Raw genomic sequence first — 17,034 nt, forward strand, 5'->3', positions numbered from 1 at the left:
GCGGCGTGGTCTAGCTAGTCTGTTTTCCGTGTGCGGAATCGTGGGATACGTGGGTCACCAGTCGGCGCTCGACGTCGTGCTGGACGGGCTGAGGCGCCTCGAGTACCGGGGCTACGACTCGGCGGGCGTCGCGGTCGTGACGGGCGACGACCTCGCCGTCGAACGCAAGGCCGGACGGCTGCAGAACCTGGAGACGCTGCTCGACGAGGTGGGTCGCGAGAACTTCGCGGGCACCGTCGGCATGGGTCACACCCGGTGGGCGACGCACGGCGCGCCGATCGACAAGAACTCGCACCCGCACCGCGACACGACGAACCGTGTCGCCGTGGTGCACAACGGCATCATCGAGAACTTCCTCGCGCTGCGCGCCGAGCTCGAAGGCCTCGGCGTCGAGATGGCGTCCGACACCGACAGCGAGACGGTCGCGCACCTCGTGTCCTTCGCCTACGCCGAGGGCGACACGAAGGGCGACCTGCCCGCCAGCGTGCGCAAGGTCGTGAACCGCCTGGAGGGCGCGTTCACGCTCGTCTTCACGCACGCCGACGAGCCCGACACCGTCGTGGCCGCGCGCCGCAACTCGCCGCTGGTCGTCGGTGTCGGAGACGACGAGTACTTCGTCGCGAGCGACGTGGCCGCGTTCATCGCGCACACCAAGGAAGCCGTCGAGCTGGGCCAGGACCAGATGGTCGTGCTGCACCGCTCCGGCTACGAGGTCACCGACTTCGCCGGCGAGCCCGCCGAGGCCAAGCCGTTCACGGTCAACTGGGACCTCAGCGCCGCCGAGAAGGGCGGCCACGAGTACTTCATGCTCAAGGAGATCGAGGAGCAGCCGGAAGCGCTCGCGAACACGCTGCGCGGCCACTTCGCGAACGGCCGGATCGTCCTCGACGAGCAGCGCCTGTCCGACCAGGACCTGCGCGACGTCGACAAGGTCTTCGTCATCGCCTGCGGCTCGGCCTACCACTCGGGTCTCGTCGCGAAGTACGCGATCGAGCACTGGACGCGCCTGCCCGTCGAGGTCGAGCTGGCCTCCGAGTTCCGCTACCGCGACCCGGTCCTCGACCGCGACACGCTCGTCGTCGCCGTGTCGCAGTCCGGCGAGACCGCGGACACGCTGGAGGCCGTCCGCCACGCCCGTGCGCAGAAGGCCCGCGTCCTGGCCGTCTGCAACACCAACGGCGCGCAGATCCCGCGCGAGTCCGACGCCGTGCTCTACACGCACGCCGGCCCGGAGATCGGTGTCGCGTCGACGAAGGCGTTCCTCGCCCAGATCGCCGCGAACTACCTCGTGGGCCTGGCCCTCGCGCAGGCGCGCGGCACCAAGTACCCGGACGAGGTCGCCCGCGAGTTCCACGAGCTGGAGGCCATGCCCGAGGCCGTCCGCCGCGTGCTCGGCACCATCGACCAGGTCAAGGCGCTCGGCCGCGACCTGGCCGACTCGAAGGCCGTCCTGTTCCTCGGCCGCCACGTCGGCTACCCGGTGGCCCTCGAAGGCGCGCTGAAGCTCAAGGAGCTCGCCTACATGCACGCCGAGGGCTTCGCGGCCGGCGAGCTGAAGCACGGCCCGATCGCGCTGATCGAGGAAGGCCTCCCGGTCGTCGTGGTCATGCCGTCGCCGAAGGGCCGCGCCACCCTGCACTCGAAGCTGGTGTCGAACATCAGCGAGATCCAGGCCCGCGGCGCCCGCACGATCGTGATCGCCGAGGAGGGCGACGAGACGGTCCGCCCGTTCGCCGACCACCTGATCGAGATCCCGGCCGTCCCGACCCTGCTGCAGCCGCTCATCTCGACCATCCCGCTGCAGGTGCTCGCGGCCGAGATCGCCTCGGCCCGCGGCTACGACGTGGACAAGCCTCGCAACCTCGCGAAGTCCGTTACCGTCGAGTGAGTGAGAGGCGTCTGGCACACCGAACGCGTCAAATCAGCTGAAGACGAGCTCATGGCGGTCGTCCCGCCGGGCTCCCTGATGCGCAAGGCCGCGTTCGGTGTGGCCACCCACGCCCTGCGACTGCTGTCCGGTCGTCGCCGCGTCACGTTGCTGGTCGGTGCCGGCAACAACGGCGGCGACGCGTTGTGGGCCGGCTACTTCCTCCGCCGCCGAGGCGTTTCCGTCTCGGCGGTGTTGTTGTCTCCGGAGAAGGCGCACGCCGAAGGGCTGGCGGCTTTTCGACGGGTGGGCGGCAGGATCGCTGCGGAGGTCGGTTCTCCCGACCTGGTCATCGACGGCATCGTGGGGCTGTCGGCGCGCGGCCCGCTGCGTCCGGCCGCGGCCGAGCTGGTGGCCTCGGTGCGGGCCCCGATCCTGGCCGTCGACCTGCCGTCCGGCATCGACCCGGACACCGGCGCGACCTCCGGCCCGTTCGTGCGGGCCCACACCACCGTGACGTTCGGCTGTCTCAAGCCGGTGCACGCCCTGGCCGACTGCGGCGAGGTGCACCTGGTCGACATCGGGCTGCGACCGTCCGACCCGGACTTCGTGCTGCTGGACCGCGCTGATGTGCGCTGGCCGGTGCCGGGTCCTTCTGACGACAAGTACACCCAGGGCGTCACCGGGGTGGCGGCCGGAAGCTCGACTTATCCAGGCGCCGCAGTGCTTTCCACCGGCGCGGCCGTCCTCGCGACCTCCGGCATGGTCCGCTACGCCGGGCCCGCCGCCGACGCCATCCGGGCGCGGTGGCCCGAGGCGGTCTGCACCGGGTCGATCACCGACGCCGGGCGGGTCCAGGCCTGGGTGGTCGGGCCGGGGATGGGGACCGGGTCGTCGTCGGCCGAGGTGCTGCGGTTCGTGCTGGACGCGGGCGTGCCGGTGATCGCCGACGCGGACGCGATCACGTTGCTGGCCTCGTCTCCGTCCTTGTGGGACGCCCGGGATCCCGACGCCGCTTTGGTGCTGACCCCGCACGACCGCGAGTTCGAACGGCTGGCCGGGCCGGTGGGCTCGGATCGCGTCGCGGCGGCCAGGAAGGCGGCGCAGCGGTTCAACGCCGTGGTGCTGCTGAAGGGGCACCGGACCGTGGTGGCGGCGCCGGACGGGCGGGCCCTGGTGAACTCGGCGACCTCGTCCTGGCCCGCGACGGCCGGGTCGGGTGATGTGCTGTCGGGGATCATCGGGGCGCTGCTGGCGTCCGGGCTGGACCCGTTCCTGGCAGCCGGGTACGCGGCCTACCTGCACGTGCTGGCGGCGGAGTTGGGGGCGAACGGCGCACCGGTGCCCGCGTCAGGCCTGATGGAGGCGATCCCGGACGCGATCCGGTCACTGCGAGTTGCGCCATAGTCCCTGCTCGCGGCTGTCATGGCACGATGAACAGGTTATGGCTCGTTCAGAAGTTGTCGTCGACCTAGGCGCGCTGCGGCACAACGTCGCCCTGCTCGCCGGCCTCGCGCCGTCCTCCGACACGATGGCCGTCGTCAAGGCGGACGGCTACGGCCACGGCGCGGTCCAGGTCGCCCGCGCGGCCCTCGAAGCAGGCGCCACCTGGCTCGGTTCGTGCAGCACGGAGGAAGCCCTCGCGTTGCGCCGGGCGGGCATCCAGGCGCCGATCCTCGCGTGGCTCGACGCGCCCGACGAGGACCTGGCGGCCGGGCTCGCCGCCGACGTGGACATGTCGGTGGCCTCGCTGTCCGACCTGCGCCGGGTCGAGGCGGCGGCGGAAGAGGCCGACGCCAGGCCGCGGCTGCACCTGAAGATCGACACGGGTCTCAGCCGCAACGGATGCCAGCCGCAGGACTGGCCCGAGCTGGTCGAGCAGGCCCGCAAGCACGAGGTCGTGGCCATCTGGTCGCACCTGGCCTCGGCCGACGAGATCGGTGACCCGTCGATCGACCTGCAGGCCAAGCGGTTCGACGACGCCTACGAGGTGGCGAAGGCCCACGGGCTGGATCCGAAGCGGCACATCGCCAACTCGGCGGCCTTGCTGACCAGGCCCGATCTGCACTTCGACATGGTCAGGCCCGGGATCGCGATGTACGGGCTGAACCCCGTGCCGACCAGCCACGACCTGCGGCCCGTCATGAGCTACCGGTCGCACGTGGCGCTCACGAAACGTATCCCCGCCGGTGAGTCGGTCTCCTACGGGATGACATGGACCGCGGCGAAGGACACGACGCTGGCGCTGGTGCCGGCCGGGTATGCGGACGGTGTCCCGCGGGCGCTCTCCGGACGGATGGAAGTGCTGCTCGCCGGGAGACGCCGGCCGGTGGTCGGGCGTGTCTGCATGGACCAGATCGTCGTGAACTGCGAGGACGACGAGATCCGCGAGGGTGCGGAGGTCGTCCTGTTCGGCGACGGGAGCCGGGGGGAACCGACGGCGACGGAGTGGGCGGAGCTGACCGGGACGATCGACTACGAGATCGTCTGCGGGATGTACCGGCCGCGGGTGCGGAGGATCTACACGTGAAGCCGGTGTGGAAGGTCGTCGGGTGGGTCGGCGGTGCCGTCGGCGCGGTCGTGGCGGGTGCTGCGGTGGCGCAGACCGCCAAGGTCTCGCACGAGCGCAAGACCGCGACGGACAGCCTCGCGGACGAGCCGTTGGGGCAGCTCAGGCCCGATCGCGAGTCGACGGTGGCCGCCGAGGACGGGGTGCCGATCTCCGTCGAGGAGGTCGACCCGAACGACGGCGGCGAGCCGGACCTCACGGTCGTGCTGGTGCACGGGTTCGCGCTGGACCGGCGGTGCTGGCACTTCCAGCGGCGCGACCTCGCCGAGCTGATCGACCCGCGCGTCCACCAGGTGCTGTACGACCAGCGCAGCCACGGCAGGTCCGGGCGGTCCTCGCCCGAGAACAGCACCATCGAGCAGCTCGCGCTCGACCTCGACTCGGTGATCCGGGCCATCGCCCCCGAGGGGCCGCTGGTGCTCGTCGGGCACTCCATGGGCGGCATGACGATCATGGCGCTGGCCGAGAAGCACCCCGAGCTGTTCGAGGAACGGGTGCGCGGCGTCGCGTTGATCGGCACGGCCGCCGGGGCCGTGGGCGGTGCGGGGCTGCCGAAGTCCGTGCTGTCCCGCTACAACCCGGTGACGCTGGGCGTCGGACGGCTCGCGGGTGTGCAGCCAGGGCTGGTCGAGTGGGTGCGCAAGAGCGCGAAAAGCCTTACGTGGAGCGGCATCCGCATGGGGGCGTTCGGCGACCGCAAGGTGGCTCCGTCCCTTGTGGACCTGATGGAGCAGATGATCAACGGGACGACGGTGAAGGTGCTCACCGAGTTCCTGGAGACCCTCGGCACGCACGACCGCTACAAGGCGCTGGCCGGTCTGCGGCACTGCGAGGTGCTGATCCTGAGCGGCGACGCGGACAAGCTCACGCCGTACTCGCACGCCGAGCGGATGGCCGAGGAGATGCCGCACGCCACCCTCGTCCGGGCCCCCGGTGCCGGGCACATGGTGATGATGGAGCAGGCTGATCTCGTCAACGACCACCTGGTCGCGCTCGTCGAACGGTGCGCGACCGATCGCGGAGAGAGTCGGAAGAAGTGGTGGCGCCGAGCGTGAAGACCGTCGAACTGCCCCTGGTGGAGGACACCGAGGAGTTCGGCCGCAAGCTGGGTGAACTCGTGCGTGCGGGTGACCTCCTGCTGCTCGCCGGGCCGTTGGGCGCCGGCAAGACGGCGTTCGTGCGCGGGCTCGCGCGCGGCATGGGCGTGCAGGGCAGGGTGTCGTCGCCGACGTTCGTCGTCGCGCGCGTCCACGAACCGGCCGAGGGGCGGAGCGTGCGGCTCGTGCACGTCGACGCGTACCGGCTCGGGGGACACCTGGACGAGTTGGACGACCTCGACCTCGACACCGATCTCGTCGACGCCGTGGTCGCCGTCGAGTGGGGCGAGGGCGTCGCGGAACGCCTGAACGATGATCATCTGCTGATCCGCCTCGAACGCGGAATCGACGACGTTCGCACAGCTCAGCTCATCCCGCACGGCGAGTGGGCCGGTCGTAACCTGCCTGTGTGACGATCGCTAACGCATGGGGTGACGTCCATTAAGGACAGAGCGTGACGGGCCGATGAGAGTCGCATGATCAAGAAGACGCTCTTCGCAACCGCAGTCATCGGTGGCGCGCTGCTCGCGGCCGCTGCTCCCGCGTCCGCCGGCGAGCACGACCGCTCCGGCGGCATCAGCGTTGCCGACAACCTCTGCGCCGCGCCGTGGCAGTGGAACGGCCCGTTCTCGCTGCTGCACGAGGGTCACGCGCCCGGCTACGCCGCGTGCAACGACAACCACGCCGCCGGTGGTCACGGCATCAGCGTGCTGAACAACGCCTGCGTCGCGCCGTGGCAGTGGAACGGCCCGCTCGAGATCTTCACGGTCGACCACTCGCCGTCCTACGTCGCCTGCAACGGCAACACGTCGGGCCGCTAGTCCCGGAACGTCGTGGGGACGGCCGAACGAGCCCGTCGGCCGTCCCCACGATTGTCCTCTCAGGACAGCTCCTTCTTGAGGACCTTGCCCATCTCGTTGCGCGGCAAGGCTTTCAGGAAACGCACGACTCGCGGCCTCTTGTGCGGCGAGAGCAGTTTCGCGACGTGGTCGCTCAGTGCCGATGGTTCCGGCTCTTCGCCCGCCGGAACCACCCAGGCCACGATCCGCTCGCCCAGGTCGTCGTCCGGCTCGCCCGTCACCGCCACCTCGGCCACCGACGGATGCTCGAGCAGCACGTTCTCGATCTCGCCCGCACCGATCTTGTAGCCGCCGCTCTTGATCAGGTCCGTGGCCCGCCGCCCCACGATGCGCACGTAGCCGTCGGGGTCGCGCACCGCCATGTCGCCCGTCCTGAACCACCCGTCCCGGAACGCCGCGGCCGTCGCGTCAGGACGGTTGAGGTACTCCAGGAACAGGTTCGGCCCGCGCACCTCGATCTCGCCGATGCCGTCCCCCGCGTCGTGGCCCTGCTCGTCCACCACCCGGATCTCGACGCCGTCCACCGGCAGCCCGACCGCGCCCGGCCGGCGATCGCCGTCGAACCGCACGCTGACGTTCATCAGCGTCTCGCTCATGCCGTACCGCTCGACGATGCCCTGCCCGGTGGCCCTGGCGATCCGCTCGTGGTCGCTCGCCGGGAGAGCGGCGGATCCCGAGACCAGCAGCCGGGCCTTGCCGAACTGCTCGGCGAGCGCGCGGTCGTTCTCCACGGCCTCGGCGATGCGGTGGTACATCGTCGGGACGCCGAACATCATCGTGGCGCCGGTCGCGAGCTCGTGGCCGATCGCCTCGGGCGAGAACTTCACGTGCCGCACCGACCCGCCGAGCCGCAGCGGTCCGAGGACGCCGATCCCCAGGCCGTGGACGTGGAACAACGGCAGTCCGTGCACCAGCACGTCGTCCGCGGTCCACTGCCAGACCTCGGCGAGCGCGTCGATGTTCGAGGTCAGCGCACGGCGGGGCAGCACCACACCTTTGGGTGGCCCGGTCGTGCCGGAGGTGTAGATGACCAGTGCCGGGGTCTCGGGGCCGGGCTCGTCGAACGTTCCGGGCTCGCCGAACGCGATCGGTTCGTCGCGAAGGACCAGGTCAGGCTGGCTGTCGCCGAGGATGTGCTCCAGCTCGCGCTCGCCGAGCTTGGGGTTGAGCGGCACGATCGCCACCCCCGCCAGCAACCCGGCGACGACGGCGACGCAGGTCTCCAGCGTCGAGGTCGCCCACACCGCGACCCTGGTGTGGCCGCGCAACCGTGCCGCGAGCGTTCCCGCAGCCTGGTGCAGCTCGGCGTAAGTCAACGACTTCTCACCGAAGCGCAGGGCCTCGCGGTCACTCGGTTCAGCGAACATCCCTACAGCGTCTTACGGCGCCCTAGAGGACGCATCGGAAGTGTGGGTTCAGACACGTACTACTCTGGACAATCGTGCTAGTGCTCGCCGTCGACACGGCCACCCCCGCAGTCACCGCCGGTGTGGTCGAACTCGCGCCAGACTCCCCGCCGCGCCTGCTCGCGAAGCGGGTGACGCTCAACGCCAAGGCGCACGGCGAGCTGCTCACCCCGCACATCAGCGACGCGCTCGCGGAGGCCGGCAGGACCTACGCCGACCTCGACGCCATCGTCGTCGGCGCGGGCCCGGGGCCGTTCACCGGCCTGCGGGTCGGTCTCGCCACCGCCGCCGCGCTCGGCCAGGCGCTCAACCGCCCGGTCTACCCGGTCGCCACCACCGACGCGATCGCCAAGGACGCCGCCACCGGCCACCCGCTGCTGGTCGCGACGGACGCGCGGCGCAAGGAGGTCTACTGGGCCGCCTACGACGCCGCCGGTCGCCGCACGGACGGCCCGCACGTCGAACGGCCGCAGGACCTCGCCGAGAAGCTGCCCGCGCTGGGCGTGCACCAGGCGACGGGTGAGGGTGCCGAGATCTACGCCGAGGTCCTCGGACTGGAGACGCTGGCCGCCAAGCACCCGAGCCCCGAGGGCCTGGTCGCCGCCGCGGCCGCCGAGGTGCTCGCGAAGGCCCGCCCCGCCGCCCTCACCCCGCTCTACCTGCGCCGGCCCGACGCCGTCGAGCCCACCGGGCGCAAGCGGGTGACCAGGGCATGACCACCGGCACCGTCACGCTCGCGCCCTTGCGGCACGCCGACGTGCCCAGGTGCCACGAGATCGAGCTGGCGTTGTTCCCCGGCGACGACCCGTGGAGCGAGCAGTCGTTCCACAGCGAGCTCGACCACGGCAACTACTACATGGGTGCGCACGCCGACGGTGAGCTGATCGGGTACGCCGGACTGGCGTCCAGCCCGTACGAGGCCAGCGTGCACACCATCGCGGTCGTGCAGTACTGGCAGGGCAAGGGCGTCGGCAAGCGCTTGCTGCGCGACCTCCTCGCCCGCGTCGACGAGCTAGGGGTTCCGGTCTTCCTCGAAGTGAGGACCGACAACGAGCCCGCGATCGCGATGTACCTGGCGCACGGCTTCGAGCACCTCGGCCTGCGCCGCCGCTACTACCAGCCGTCGGGTGCCGACGCGTACACGATGGGAAGGCCTGCCCACCATGTCTGACCGCTTGATCCTGGGCATCGAGAGCTCGTGCGACGAGACGGGCTTCGGCATCGTCCGCCTCGGACCGGACGGCTCGCTCGAACTACTCGCCGACGAGGTCGCCTCCAGCGTCGAGGAGCACGCCCGCTTCGGCGGCGTCGTGCCCGAGGTCGCCTCGCGCGCCCACCTCGAAGCGCTGGTCCCGACCATGCGCCGCGCACTCGACACGGCGAAGGTCGAGCTCTCCCAGATCCACTCGATCGCCGTCACCGCGGGCCCCGGCCTCGCCGGCGCGCTGCTGGTCGGCGTGTCCGCCGCGAAGGCGTACGCGGCCGCGCTCGGCAAGCCGCTCTACGGCGTGAACCACCTCGCGGGCCACGTCGCCGCGGACACCCTGCAGCACGGCCCGTTGCCGGAGCGCTGCCTCGCGCTGCTGGTCTCCGGCGGCCACTCGCAGCTGCTGCTGATCGAGGGCGGCCTCGCCAACTCGATCACCGAGATCGGGTCCACGGTGGACGACGCGGCCGGCGAGGCCTACGACAAGGTCGCGCGGCTGCTCGACCTGCCGTACCCCGGCGGCCCGCCCATCGACAAGCTCGCCAAGCAGGGCAACGGGTGCGCGATCGCGTTCCCGCGCGGCCTGACCGGCCCGCGCGACGCGAAGTACGACTTCTCGTTCTCCGGCCTCAAGACCTCGGTCGCCCGCTGGGTCGAACGCGCCGAGCGGGCCGGCGAGGAGATCCCGCTGGCCGACGTCGCCGCATCGTTCCAGGAGGCCGTCGCGGACGTGCTGACCGCCAAGGCGATCCGCGCCGCGAAGGACCTGAACGTCGGCACGCTGGTCATCTCCGGCGGCGTCGCGGCGAACTCGCGGCTGAGCGGGCTCGCCGCCGAACGCTGTGCCGAGGCGGGCATCGAACTGCGCGTGCCGCGCCCACGGCTGTGCACCGACAACGGCGCGATGATCGCGGCGCTCGGCGCCCACCTGGTCGCGGCGGGCGCCAAGCCCTCGTCGATGGACATCTCGACCAACCCGGGCCTGCCGGTCAACACGGTCCAGATCTTCTAGACGCGGTTGAGGCCCGGTTTTCCGTTCTCCACGACAAAAGACGCTTTCGTCGAGATCGGCGAGCCGGGCCTCGTCACGTAGTCCAACCCCCGGAAGTCCGTGCGCAGCTCATCGGGCGTGAACCTCGTGAGCGTGTAACCGCGCCGGTTGTTGAAGTACTTCACGTGAGGGTTCTCGCGCAGCCACAGCGGTGTCTCGGCGTACTCCTCCGACCCGTCCCCGCCGGCCGTGATCGAGGTCGTCACCAACTCCGTCGCCAGGGTCTTCGAGGACGGGTCGTCCCACCGCTCCTTCACGTTCGCGCCCCACGCCGCGTGCACGTCCCCGGTCAGCACGATCGGGTTCCGCACGTCCGCGAACCCCGCCACCACCCGGTCGCGGTCGGCGACGTACCCGTCCCACGCGTCCAGCAGGAACTTGTCCACCTCGCCGGGGATGTAGTCGTACTGCGAGAAGAACACCTGCTGGCCGAGCACGTCCCAGCGCGCCCGCGACTCGCGGAACCCGGTGAACAGCCAGTCCTCCTGGGCGGCGCCGAGCATCGTGCGGTCCGGCGCGAGCCGTTCGGGGCAGAGCTGGAGGCCGTCCCCGCAGGCCTGGTCGGTCCGGTACTGGCGGGTGTCGAGCATGTGGAACGTCGCCAGCTCGCCCCACCGGATCCGCCGGTACAGCCTCGTCGACCTGCGCAAAGGCATGTTCTCGTAGTACGCCTGGATCGCGGCGGCACGGCGGGCGAGGAAGTTCGGCTGCGGCTTGTCCGGCAGCAGGCCGGCCCAGTTGTTGTCGATCTCGTGGTCGTCCCAGATCACCGACCAGGGCGCCACGGCGTGCGCTTCCTGGAGGTCGGGATCGGTCTTGTACTGGGCCTGGCGACGGCGGTAGCCCGCGAGCGTCGTGGTGGTCGGGCCCTCGACGTGGCGGACGTTCCCGCTCGGGGCGACGTGGATGCCGCTCTCGTACTCGTAGGTGTAGTCGCCGAGGTGCAGGATCAGGTCGGGCTCGTCCTCGGCCATGCGCTTGTAGGCCGTGAAGTAGCCGTGCTCGTACTGGGCGCACGACGCGAAGGCCATCGTCAGCGGTACCTGCAACACGCCCGGAGGGGGTGCTGTGCGCGTGCGTCCGGCGCGAGAGAGGTGGTTGAGGGCCTTGAAGCGGTAGTAGTACTCGCGGCCCGGCTCCAGCCCGCTCAGTTCGACGTGGACGCTGTGCGCCTCCTCCGGTCGAGCCGTGGTCGAGCCGCGTTGCACGATCCGGGTGAATCGTTCGTCGTCGGCGACCTGCCACTCGACCTCGACCGGACGCGCCGGCATGCCGCCCAGACCGTCGTCGGCGAGGGGCTGAGGGGCCAGCCGCGTCCACAGGACCACCCCGTCGGGTGCCGGGTCTCCCGAGGCCACACCGAGGGTGAACGGGTCGCCGGGACGCGCCGAAGCCGTGACCGAGAACGCTGTGACTCCGGCCACGCCCGCGAGCAGCAGCGTTCGGCGCGTCAACGTGGACATGCCCTGAATACGGTTCCCGGAGGGTGATCGGTTCGGGGGTCTCGTTGAAGGCTTGGCACTCTCGTGGGTAGAGTGCCAAATGCACGGCACCAGCACCGCCCCGACCCCCGCGACGGCGGGGTGGCAGGAGCCGTTGAACACGAACCTGCCAAAGACCCGTGGAGGTCATCCCGGTGAGCGTGAACATCAAGCCGCTTGAGGACAAGATCGTTGTCCAGGCCTCGGAGGCCGAGACGACCACTGCCTCCGGCCTCGTGATCCCGGACACCGCGAAGGAGAAGCCCCAGGAGGGCAAGGTCCTCGCGGTGGGTCCCGGTCGCATCGACGACAAGGGCAACCGCGTCCCGCTGGACGTGGCTGTCGGCGACGTCGTCATCTACTCGAAGTACGGCGGCACCGAGGTCAAGTACAACGGCGAGGAGTACCTCATCCTCTCCGCGCGCGACGTGCTGGCCGTCGTCAACTAAGACGCTCGGCTGTCATGCCTGACGCCCCGGCGCCCCATCCGGGGACTCCGGGGCGTTTCGCTTTCCCGCGGCTCACCCGCGGCTCAAACGAGGATTGGTAATGGCAAAGCAGATCAGCTTCGACGAGGACGCTCGTCGGGCGCTTGAGCGCGGCGTGAACAAGCTCGCCGACACGGTCAAGGTCACCCTTGGCCCGCGTGGGCGCCACGTCGTTCTCGACAAGAAGTTCGGTGGCCCGACGGTCACCAACGACGGTGTGACGATCGCTCGCGAGATCGAGCTGGACGACCCGTTCGAGAACCTCGGCGCGCAGCTCGCCAAGTCCGTCGCCACCAAGACCAACGACGTCGCGGGTGACGGCACCACCACCGCCACCGTGCTGGCGCAGGCCCTGGTCAAGGAAGGCCTGCGCAACATCGCCGCGGGCGCCAACCCGACCGCGCTCGGCCGTGGCATCCAGGCCGCCGCCGACGCCGTCGTGGACGCGCTCAAGGGCAAGGCCACCCCGGTCAAGGGCCGCGAGAACATCGCGCAGGTCGGCACGGTCTCGTCGCGTGACGAGTCCATCGGCGCCCTGCTCGGCGAGGCCATCGAGCGCGTCGGCGAGGACGGTGTCATCACCGTCGAGGAGTCGTCCACGCTCGCGACCGAGCTCGCGATCACCGAGGGCGTGCAGTTCGACAAGGGCTACGTGTCGACGCACTTCTCGACCGACCTCGAGGCGCAGGAGGCCGTCTACGAAGACGTCCGCATCCTGCTGCACCGCGAGAAGATCTCGGCCCTGGCCGACGTCCTCCCGATCCTCGAGAAGGTCGCGGAGTCCGGCAAGCCGCTGCTGATCATCGCCGAGGACGTCGAGGGCGAGGCCCTGTCCACGCTGGTCGTCAACGCGGTGCGCAAGACCCTGAAGGTCGTCGCCGTGAAGGCGCCGTTCTTCGGCGACCGCCGCAAGGCGTTCCTGGACGACCTCGCGGTCGTCACCGGTGGCGAGGTGGTCTCCTCGGAGATCGGCCTCAAGCTCGCCGAGACCACGCTCGACCAGCTGGGCTCCGCCCGCCGCGTCGTCGTGACCAAGGACGACACCACGATCGTCGACGGCGGCGGCACCAAGGCCGACATCGCCGGTCGCGCGGAGCAGCTGCGCCGCGAGATCGAGAACACGGACTCCGACTGGGACCGCGAGAAGCTCCAGGAGCGCCTCGCGAAGCTCTCCGGCGGCATCGCCGTGATCAAGGTCGGCGCCGCCACCGAGACCGAGCTCAAGGAGCGCAAGCACCGCATCGAGGACGCGGTCGCCGCTACCAAGGCCGCGGTCGAGGAGGGCATCGTCCCCGGCGGTGGCTCCGCTCTCGTGCACGGCTCCAAGGTGCTCGACGGCGGCCTCGGCCTGTCCGGTGACGAGGCCACGGGTGTCGCGCTCGTCGCGAAGGCCCTGTCCGCGCCGCTGTTCTGGATCGCCGCGAACGCCGGCCTCGAAGGCGCCGTCGTGGTGAACAAGGTCCGCGAGGGCGAGTGGGGCTTCGGCATCAACGCCGCCAAGCTCGAGTTCGGCGACCTGCTCGAGCAGGGCATCATCGACCCGGTCAAGGTCACGCGTTCCGCCGTGGCGAACGCCGCCTCGATCGCGCGCATGGTGCTCACGACCGAGAGCGCCGTCGTCGAGAAGAAGGCCGACGAGCCGCTGTCGTCCGCCGCCGGTGGCCACGGCCACGGGCACGGGCACGGCCACTGAGTTCGAGCACTGAGTTCTTCGAGCTCAAATAAAGCCGGGGTTGGCGCCATTCATTTGGTGCCAACCCCGGCTTTATTGTCTAGACTATTGCCAATTGCCGCTTTCGTGCCTTGATGATGTGGTCGCGCTCCGATTCCGAGAGCCCGCCCCAGATTCCGTACGGTTCCTGCACCGCCAGTGCGTGTTTGCGGCACATCTCCAGCACCGGGCAGGCGAGGCAGACAGCTTTGGCGCGAGCTTCCCGCCGTGCTCTCGCCGGACCCCGTTCGCCGTCGGGGTGGAAGAAGAACGCGCTGTCCATACCCCGGCACGAACCGCGCATCTGCCAGTCCCACAAGTCTGCGTTGGGACCGGGGAGCCTTCGGGTGTCCGCCATCGAGACCGCCTCCGTGACGACTGCTCCATTCGGCTTAACGATGATCCACCGTAGAACCGCGTCAAAACTTGTTCAAGAGGCTGAAGACCCTTATCAACTGATGGGTGACGGCACGCGTGTTCGATCACTCACCGCCCGGAGTTGCCGCCCGGATGAGGTGAACGGAACATGGCTCTCGTGATGACACCGCCGGAGCACAGGTCTGCCGGTAGTCACACGAGTGAGCCCCTTCTCTCAGTGGCCGCGGTGGCCAGGCGACTCGGCGTGGCTCCCGCCACCCTTCGCACCTGGGACCGCCGCTACGGGCTCGGTCCGACGGGCCACACCGTTGGGCGACACCGGAAATACGGCCCACCGGATGTAGCTCGGCTCGAATTGATGCAACGCGCACTTCTGCGTGGCGCGTCCTCCGCGGAGGCGGCCCGTTTCGCTCTCGACTCGAAATCGTCGATGACCCACGGAGAGGTCCCTGTCGCCCCATCGGGTGGACGTGGTCTCAAAATGCCCGGAGCGTCTCGATTGGCGCGCGGACTGGGCCGCGCCGCCGTCGCGATGGACTCGATCTCCGTCCAGCAGATGCTGGCCGACTCGCTCGCCTCCGAGGGCGTCATCGCCACCTGGAACGAGGTCGTCCGCCCCGTCCTGACCGCCGTCGCTGCCCGCTGGCAGCTCTCCGGCGCGGGCGTGGAGGTCGAGCACCTCCTGAACGAGTGCGTGCTCGCCGCGTTCGTGCGAGCCACACCGCTCGTGACCGACGGGCGCAACCATCGCCCCGTGCTGCTCGCGTGCATGCCGGAGGAGAGGCACAACCTCCCTCTCTACCCACTGGCCGCCGAGCTGGCCGTCAGAGGAGTGGTCGTGCGCCAGCTGGGAGCGGCCCTGCCGGTGGCGGCGCTGGTCTCGGCGGTGCGCCGGACCGCGCCGGCCGCCGTGGTGTTGTGGGCGCAGCTGCCCCGGTACGCCGACGCGGGGGTGATCGCCGCGCTGCCCCGGACGCGGCAGCAGGTGCGGGTGTTCGTCGGAGGCCCCGGCTGGCGACGCGGGGTGGTGACCTCGCCGGCGGAGAGGGTGGAGGACCTCGCGGCCGCGGCCGACGCCATCGAGGCCACCGTCACCTGACCCACGCCGCCCCTGGACTCCCGTCCGCCCACCGCGCCTCCGACCTCGCCTCCTCTCCCTCTCCCTGGCGGCGGGCACACTCCTCCCGTGAAGGAAGAGGACCTGCGCCGAGCCGCGTTCGGCGATTCCCCCGACCTCGACGTCTGGCAGGCCCTCGCGGCCGCCGGTCCCCGAGCTCGCTGGCTCGCCGCCGTGGTGCTGGGCGGCCAGGGTCACTACGCCGCGGCCGCCACCGCGTTGGACGCGCTCCGTCACGACCCCGACCCGGTGATCGCGTCCCTCGCCCTCTCGACTCGCGCGTCCCACCTCCGTCAGCTAGGCGCCCACCACCTCGCCCGCCCCCTCGACGGCGCGGCCCTCGCCAAGGCCCCGCAGGCCGGCCCGCGGGACCCCGACGGCGTCGACGCGGCCGGCGCCAGGACCGACGCGCTGCTCGGTCTCGCCGCCGATTCGCTCGGTGCCCAACGCCTGCACGAGGCCCGCAGGTTGCTCGCACGAGTTGAGACGCGGTCGTGGCGCAGTGAGGTCCGCAAGGGCTGGGTGACCGCCGAGATCGAGCTCGCGTCGGGTCAGGCGCGCCAGGCCGTCGAGCCCGCCGAGGCCGCCCACAGGACCGCGACGAGCCGAAAGGCGCTGCGCCACGAGCTCAAGTCGGCACTCGTTCTGGGCACCTCGTTGGTCGTGTGGGGGACACCCGACGGCCTGAACCGCGGGCTTGAACTAGTCGAGTGTGAGCTAAATCACAGTGCCGAAAAACGTTTGAAACCGTTGGTCTGGCCGAGCGCTCTGGTGCTGGCGGGCCATGCCCCCACGGTGGGCGCAACCGCTATCGACCGGGCGACTGAGGCTCTGAGCTGCGTGTTACGGAGAGCTGATGCCGTCAGCCGTCGGGTCGCCCTTGATTCCCCGTGGGTGCCGAGTGGGCTGCTCCGTTCCGGGGAACCCCCGAACGCAGACCCTCAGACGAACTTCTTGACGGATTAAGCACCGGATCGTGTCAAGGTCGGGCCTCCAGCGTCCGATAGGGGAGATGGAACGTCACTCGGCTGCAGGAAAGGAGTCCCCGTGACCACGGTCCTTATTTGCGACGACCGGCGCAGTGTGCGGGAGGGTCTCACCCGCGTGATGTCGGCTGTCCCCGGGGTTAGCCGCATCGACTGCGTAGCGCACGGTGACGAGTTGTTGGCTCGCTTTTCAAGGCAGCCGGTCGACGTCGTGCTGGTGGGAACCCAGCGCGCTGTCCCGACCGGGGTGGAAGCAACCCGTCGGCTCGTCTCCGCGAACCCGCAGGCAAACGTCATCGTCTTCGGCGCACCCGACGACGCCGGGAGCATCGCCGCGGCGATCGCCGGCGGTGCCCGTGGCTACCTGAGGTGGGACGCGTCGCGTCCCGAGCTTGTGGCAGCCCTCGCGCACACGCTCGCCAGCACTTCGGTGCCGGCGCCTCGTCAGCCCTCCGACCCCGGCGTGCAGCTCACGGAGCGTGAGCTCCAGGTGCTGCGAGGCATGAGCCAGGGCAAGAGCAACGGCCAGATCGGCCGCGAGCTCTACCTGTCGGAGGACACGGTGAAGACGCACGCTCGTCGTCTCTTCCGCAAGCTCGGTGTCCGTGACCGCGCTCAGGCGGTCGCGCACGGCTTCCGGCGAGGCCTCGTCCAGTAGGTCGCTCTTGCCGCACCGGCCCCGCGTCTCCATATGCCGCATGTGGGGAAGCGGGGCCGGTGGCGTGAGACGGACCACTCGTTCAACTGGTGATCCTTCGGGTCGCGGAATTAGCCCAGCCCGGTGACAATGTCGCCGGGCTGTCAGCCGTTCGGCGT

General features: G+C 70.4%; 17 protein-coding genes. 14 read left to right on the forward strand and 3 right to left on the reverse strand.

Translation table 11 applies throughout. The features are described 5' to 3' along the window. Positions 1-28: 28 nt before the first annotated feature. From glmS to ACFWNN_RS41800, 6 genes are all read left to right on the forward strand, one after another. Complete coding sequence (gene glmS, locus ACFWNN_RS41775; RefSeq protein WP_382445526.1) at positions 29-1,888, forward strand: glutamine--fructose-6-phosphate transaminase (isomerizing); 1,860 nt, start codon at positions 29-31, stop codon at positions 1,886-1,888. Continuing rightward, entirely contained in the window at positions 1,889-3,274 is a 1,386-nt protein-coding gene (locus tag ACFWNN_RS41780) for an NAD(P)H-hydrate dehydratase (RefSeq protein ID WP_382445527.1), read from the forward strand. 37 nt (positions 3,275-3,311) lie between these two features. Further along, on the forward strand, positions 3,312-4,397 hold the full coding sequence (gene alr / locus ACFWNN_RS41785; protein ID WP_382445528.1) for an alanine racemase: 1,086 nt from the start codon (positions 3,312-3,314) through the stop codon (positions 4,395-4,397). Then, positions 4,394-5,491 carry an alpha/beta fold hydrolase gene (locus ACFWNN_RS41790; protein WP_382445529.1) on the forward strand — a complete coding sequence of 366 codons (1,098 nt, stop codon included), beginning with the start codon at positions 4,394-4,396 and terminating at the stop codon, positions 5,489-5,491. Before alr ends, ACFWNN_RS41790 begins: the two co-directional genes overlap by 4 nt. Then, positions 5,488-5,946: a tRNA (adenosine(37)-N6)-threonylcarbamoyltransferase complex ATPase subunit type 1 TsaE gene (gene tsaE / locus ACFWNN_RS41795; protein WP_382445530.1), complete on the forward strand. Its 459-nt coding sequence runs from the start codon at positions 5,488-5,490 to the stop codon at positions 5,944-5,946. The genes ACFWNN_RS41790 and tsaE overlap by 4 nt, the downstream gene beginning before the upstream one ends. A gap of 63 nt (positions 5,947-6,009) precedes the next feature. Continuing rightward, on the forward strand, positions 6,010-6,354 hold the full coding sequence (locus tag ACFWNN_RS41800) for a hypothetical protein (RefSeq protein WP_093591284.1): 345 nt from the start codon (positions 6,010-6,012) through the stop codon (positions 6,352-6,354). 59 nt (positions 6,355-6,413) lie between these two features. Here ACFWNN_RS41800 and ACFWNN_RS41805 read toward each other — a convergent pair whose 3' ends face one another. Beyond that, complete coding sequence (locus tag ACFWNN_RS41805; RefSeq protein ID WP_382445531.1) at positions 6,414-7,760, reverse strand: acyl-CoA synthetase; 1,347 nt, start codon at positions 7,758-7,760, stop codon at positions 6,414-6,416. Positions 7,761-7,834: 74 nt separating this feature from the next. On the opposite strand from ACFWNN_RS41805, the gene tsaB reads away from it, so the two are divergent. The 3 genes from tsaB to tsaD are packed head-to-tail and all read left to right on the forward strand — an operon-like array spanning position 7,835 to position 10,018. Then, positions 7,835-8,515, forward strand: a complete 681-nt coding sequence (gene tsaB, locus ACFWNN_RS41810) for a tRNA (adenosine(37)-N6)-threonylcarbamoyltransferase complex dimerization subunit type 1 TsaB (RefSeq protein ID WP_382445532.1) — start codon at positions 7,835-7,837, stop codon at positions 8,513-8,515. Beyond that, positions 8,512-8,970, forward strand: coding sequence for a ribosomal protein S18-alanine N-acetyltransferase (rimI, locus tag ACFWNN_RS41815; protein WP_382445533.1), 459 nt, complete (start codon positions 8,512-8,514; stop codon positions 8,968-8,970). The genes tsaB and rimI overlap by 4 nt, the downstream gene beginning before the upstream one ends. After that, positions 8,963-10,018, forward strand: coding sequence for a tRNA (adenosine(37)-N6)-threonylcarbamoyltransferase complex transferase subunit TsaD (tsaD, locus tag ACFWNN_RS41820; RefSeq protein WP_382445534.1), 1,056 nt, complete (start codon positions 8,963-8,965; stop codon positions 10,016-10,018). The genes rimI and tsaD overlap by 8 nt, the downstream gene beginning before the upstream one ends. Here the strand turns inward: tsaD and ACFWNN_RS41825 are convergent. Continuing rightward, a complete protein-coding gene (locus ACFWNN_RS41825) occupies positions 10,015-11,520 on the reverse strand; it encodes an alkaline phosphatase D family protein (RefSeq protein WP_382445535.1) in 1,506 nt (501 codons plus the stop codon). The two genes, tsaD and ACFWNN_RS41825, sit on opposite strands and share 4 nt — an antisense overlap. A gap of 173 nt (positions 11,521-11,693) precedes the next feature. Between ACFWNN_RS41825 and groES the strand changes: the two genes are divergently transcribed. Continuing rightward, on the forward strand, positions 11,694-11,987 hold the full coding sequence (groES, locus tag ACFWNN_RS41830) for a co-chaperone GroES (protein ID WP_030478362.1): 294 nt from the start codon (positions 11,694-11,696) through the stop codon (positions 11,985-11,987). 100 nt (positions 11,988-12,087) lie between these two features. Beyond that, entirely contained in the window at positions 12,088-13,719 is a 1,632-nt protein-coding gene (gene groL, locus ACFWNN_RS41835; protein ID WP_382445536.1) for a chaperonin GroEL, read from the forward strand. Between the two features lie 79 nt (positions 13,720-13,798). On the opposite strand, the gene ACFWNN_RS41840 is transcribed toward groL, so the two are convergent. Then, positions 13,799-14,095, reverse strand: a complete 297-nt coding sequence (locus tag ACFWNN_RS41840; protein ID WP_089915132.1) for a WhiB family transcriptional regulator — start codon at positions 14,093-14,095, stop codon at positions 13,799-13,801. A gap of 180 nt (positions 14,096-14,275) precedes the next feature. On the opposite strand from ACFWNN_RS41840, the gene ACFWNN_RS41845 reads away from it, so the two are divergent. The 3 genes from ACFWNN_RS41845 to ACFWNN_RS41855 all read left to right on the forward strand — a co-directional run bounded on the left by ACFWNN_RS41845 (position 14,276) and on the right by ACFWNN_RS41855 (position 16,876). After that, on the forward strand, positions 14,276-15,214 hold the full coding sequence (locus ACFWNN_RS41845; protein ID WP_382445571.1) for a MerR family transcriptional regulator: 939 nt from the start codon (positions 14,276-14,278) through the stop codon (positions 15,212-15,214). 87 nt (positions 15,215-15,301) lie between these two features. Next, the gene (locus tag ACFWNN_RS41850; protein ID WP_382445537.1) at positions 15,302-16,198 is read left to right on the forward strand and encodes a hypothetical protein; all 897 of its coding nucleotides are present in this window, start codon (positions 15,302-15,304) and stop codon (positions 16,196-16,198) included. Positions 16,199-16,279: 81 nt separating this feature from the next. After that, a complete protein-coding gene (locus ACFWNN_RS41855) occupies positions 16,280-16,876 on the forward strand; it encodes a response regulator transcription factor (RefSeq protein ID WP_030471988.1) in 597 nt (198 codons plus the stop codon). The last annotated feature ends 158 nt before the right edge of the window (positions 16,877-17,034 follow it).

The sequence above is a fragment of the Lentzea sp. NPDC058450 genome, assembly GCF_042721395.1.
GTDB lineage: Bacteria > Actinomycetota > Actinomycetes > Mycobacteriales > Pseudonocardiaceae > Lentzea.

Excerpts from the sequence above, each read along its gene's own strand:
- alr (WP_382445528.1), top strand. The coding sequence starts at position 3,312 with ATGGCTCGTTCAGAAGTTGTCGTCGACCTAGGCGCGCTGCGGCACAAC.
- rimI (WP_382445533.1), top strand. The coding sequence starts at position 8,512 with ATGACCACCGGCACCGTCACGCTCGCGCCCTTGCGGCACGCCGACGTG.
- ACFWNN_RS41805 (WP_382445531.1), bottom strand. The coding sequence starts at position 7,760 with ATGTTCGCTGAACCGAGTGACCGCGAGGCCCTGCGCTTCGGTGAGAAG.
- ACFWNN_RS41845 (WP_382445571.1), top strand. The coding sequence starts at position 14,276 with ATGACACCGCCGGAGCACAGGTCTGCCGGTAGTCACACGAGTGAGCCC.
- ACFWNN_RS41825 (WP_382445535.1), bottom strand. The coding sequence starts at position 11,520 with ATGTCCACGTTGACGCGCCGAACGCTGCTGCTCGCGGGCGTGGCCGGA.
- ACFWNN_RS41800 (WP_093591284.1), top strand. The coding sequence starts at position 6,010 with ATGATCAAGAAGACGCTCTTCGCAACCGCAGTCATCGGTGGCGCGCTG.
- ACFWNN_RS41840 (WP_089915132.1), bottom strand. The coding sequence starts at position 14,095 with ATGGCGGACACCCGAAGGCTCCCCGGTCCCAACGCAGACTTGTGGGAC.
- tsaD (WP_382445534.1), top strand. The coding sequence starts at position 8,963 with ATGTCTGACCGCTTGATCCTGGGCATCGAGAGCTCGTGCGACGAGACG.
- groL (WP_382445536.1), top strand. The coding sequence starts at position 12,088 with ATGGCAAAGCAGATCAGCTTCGACGAGGACGCTCGTCGGGCGCTTGAG.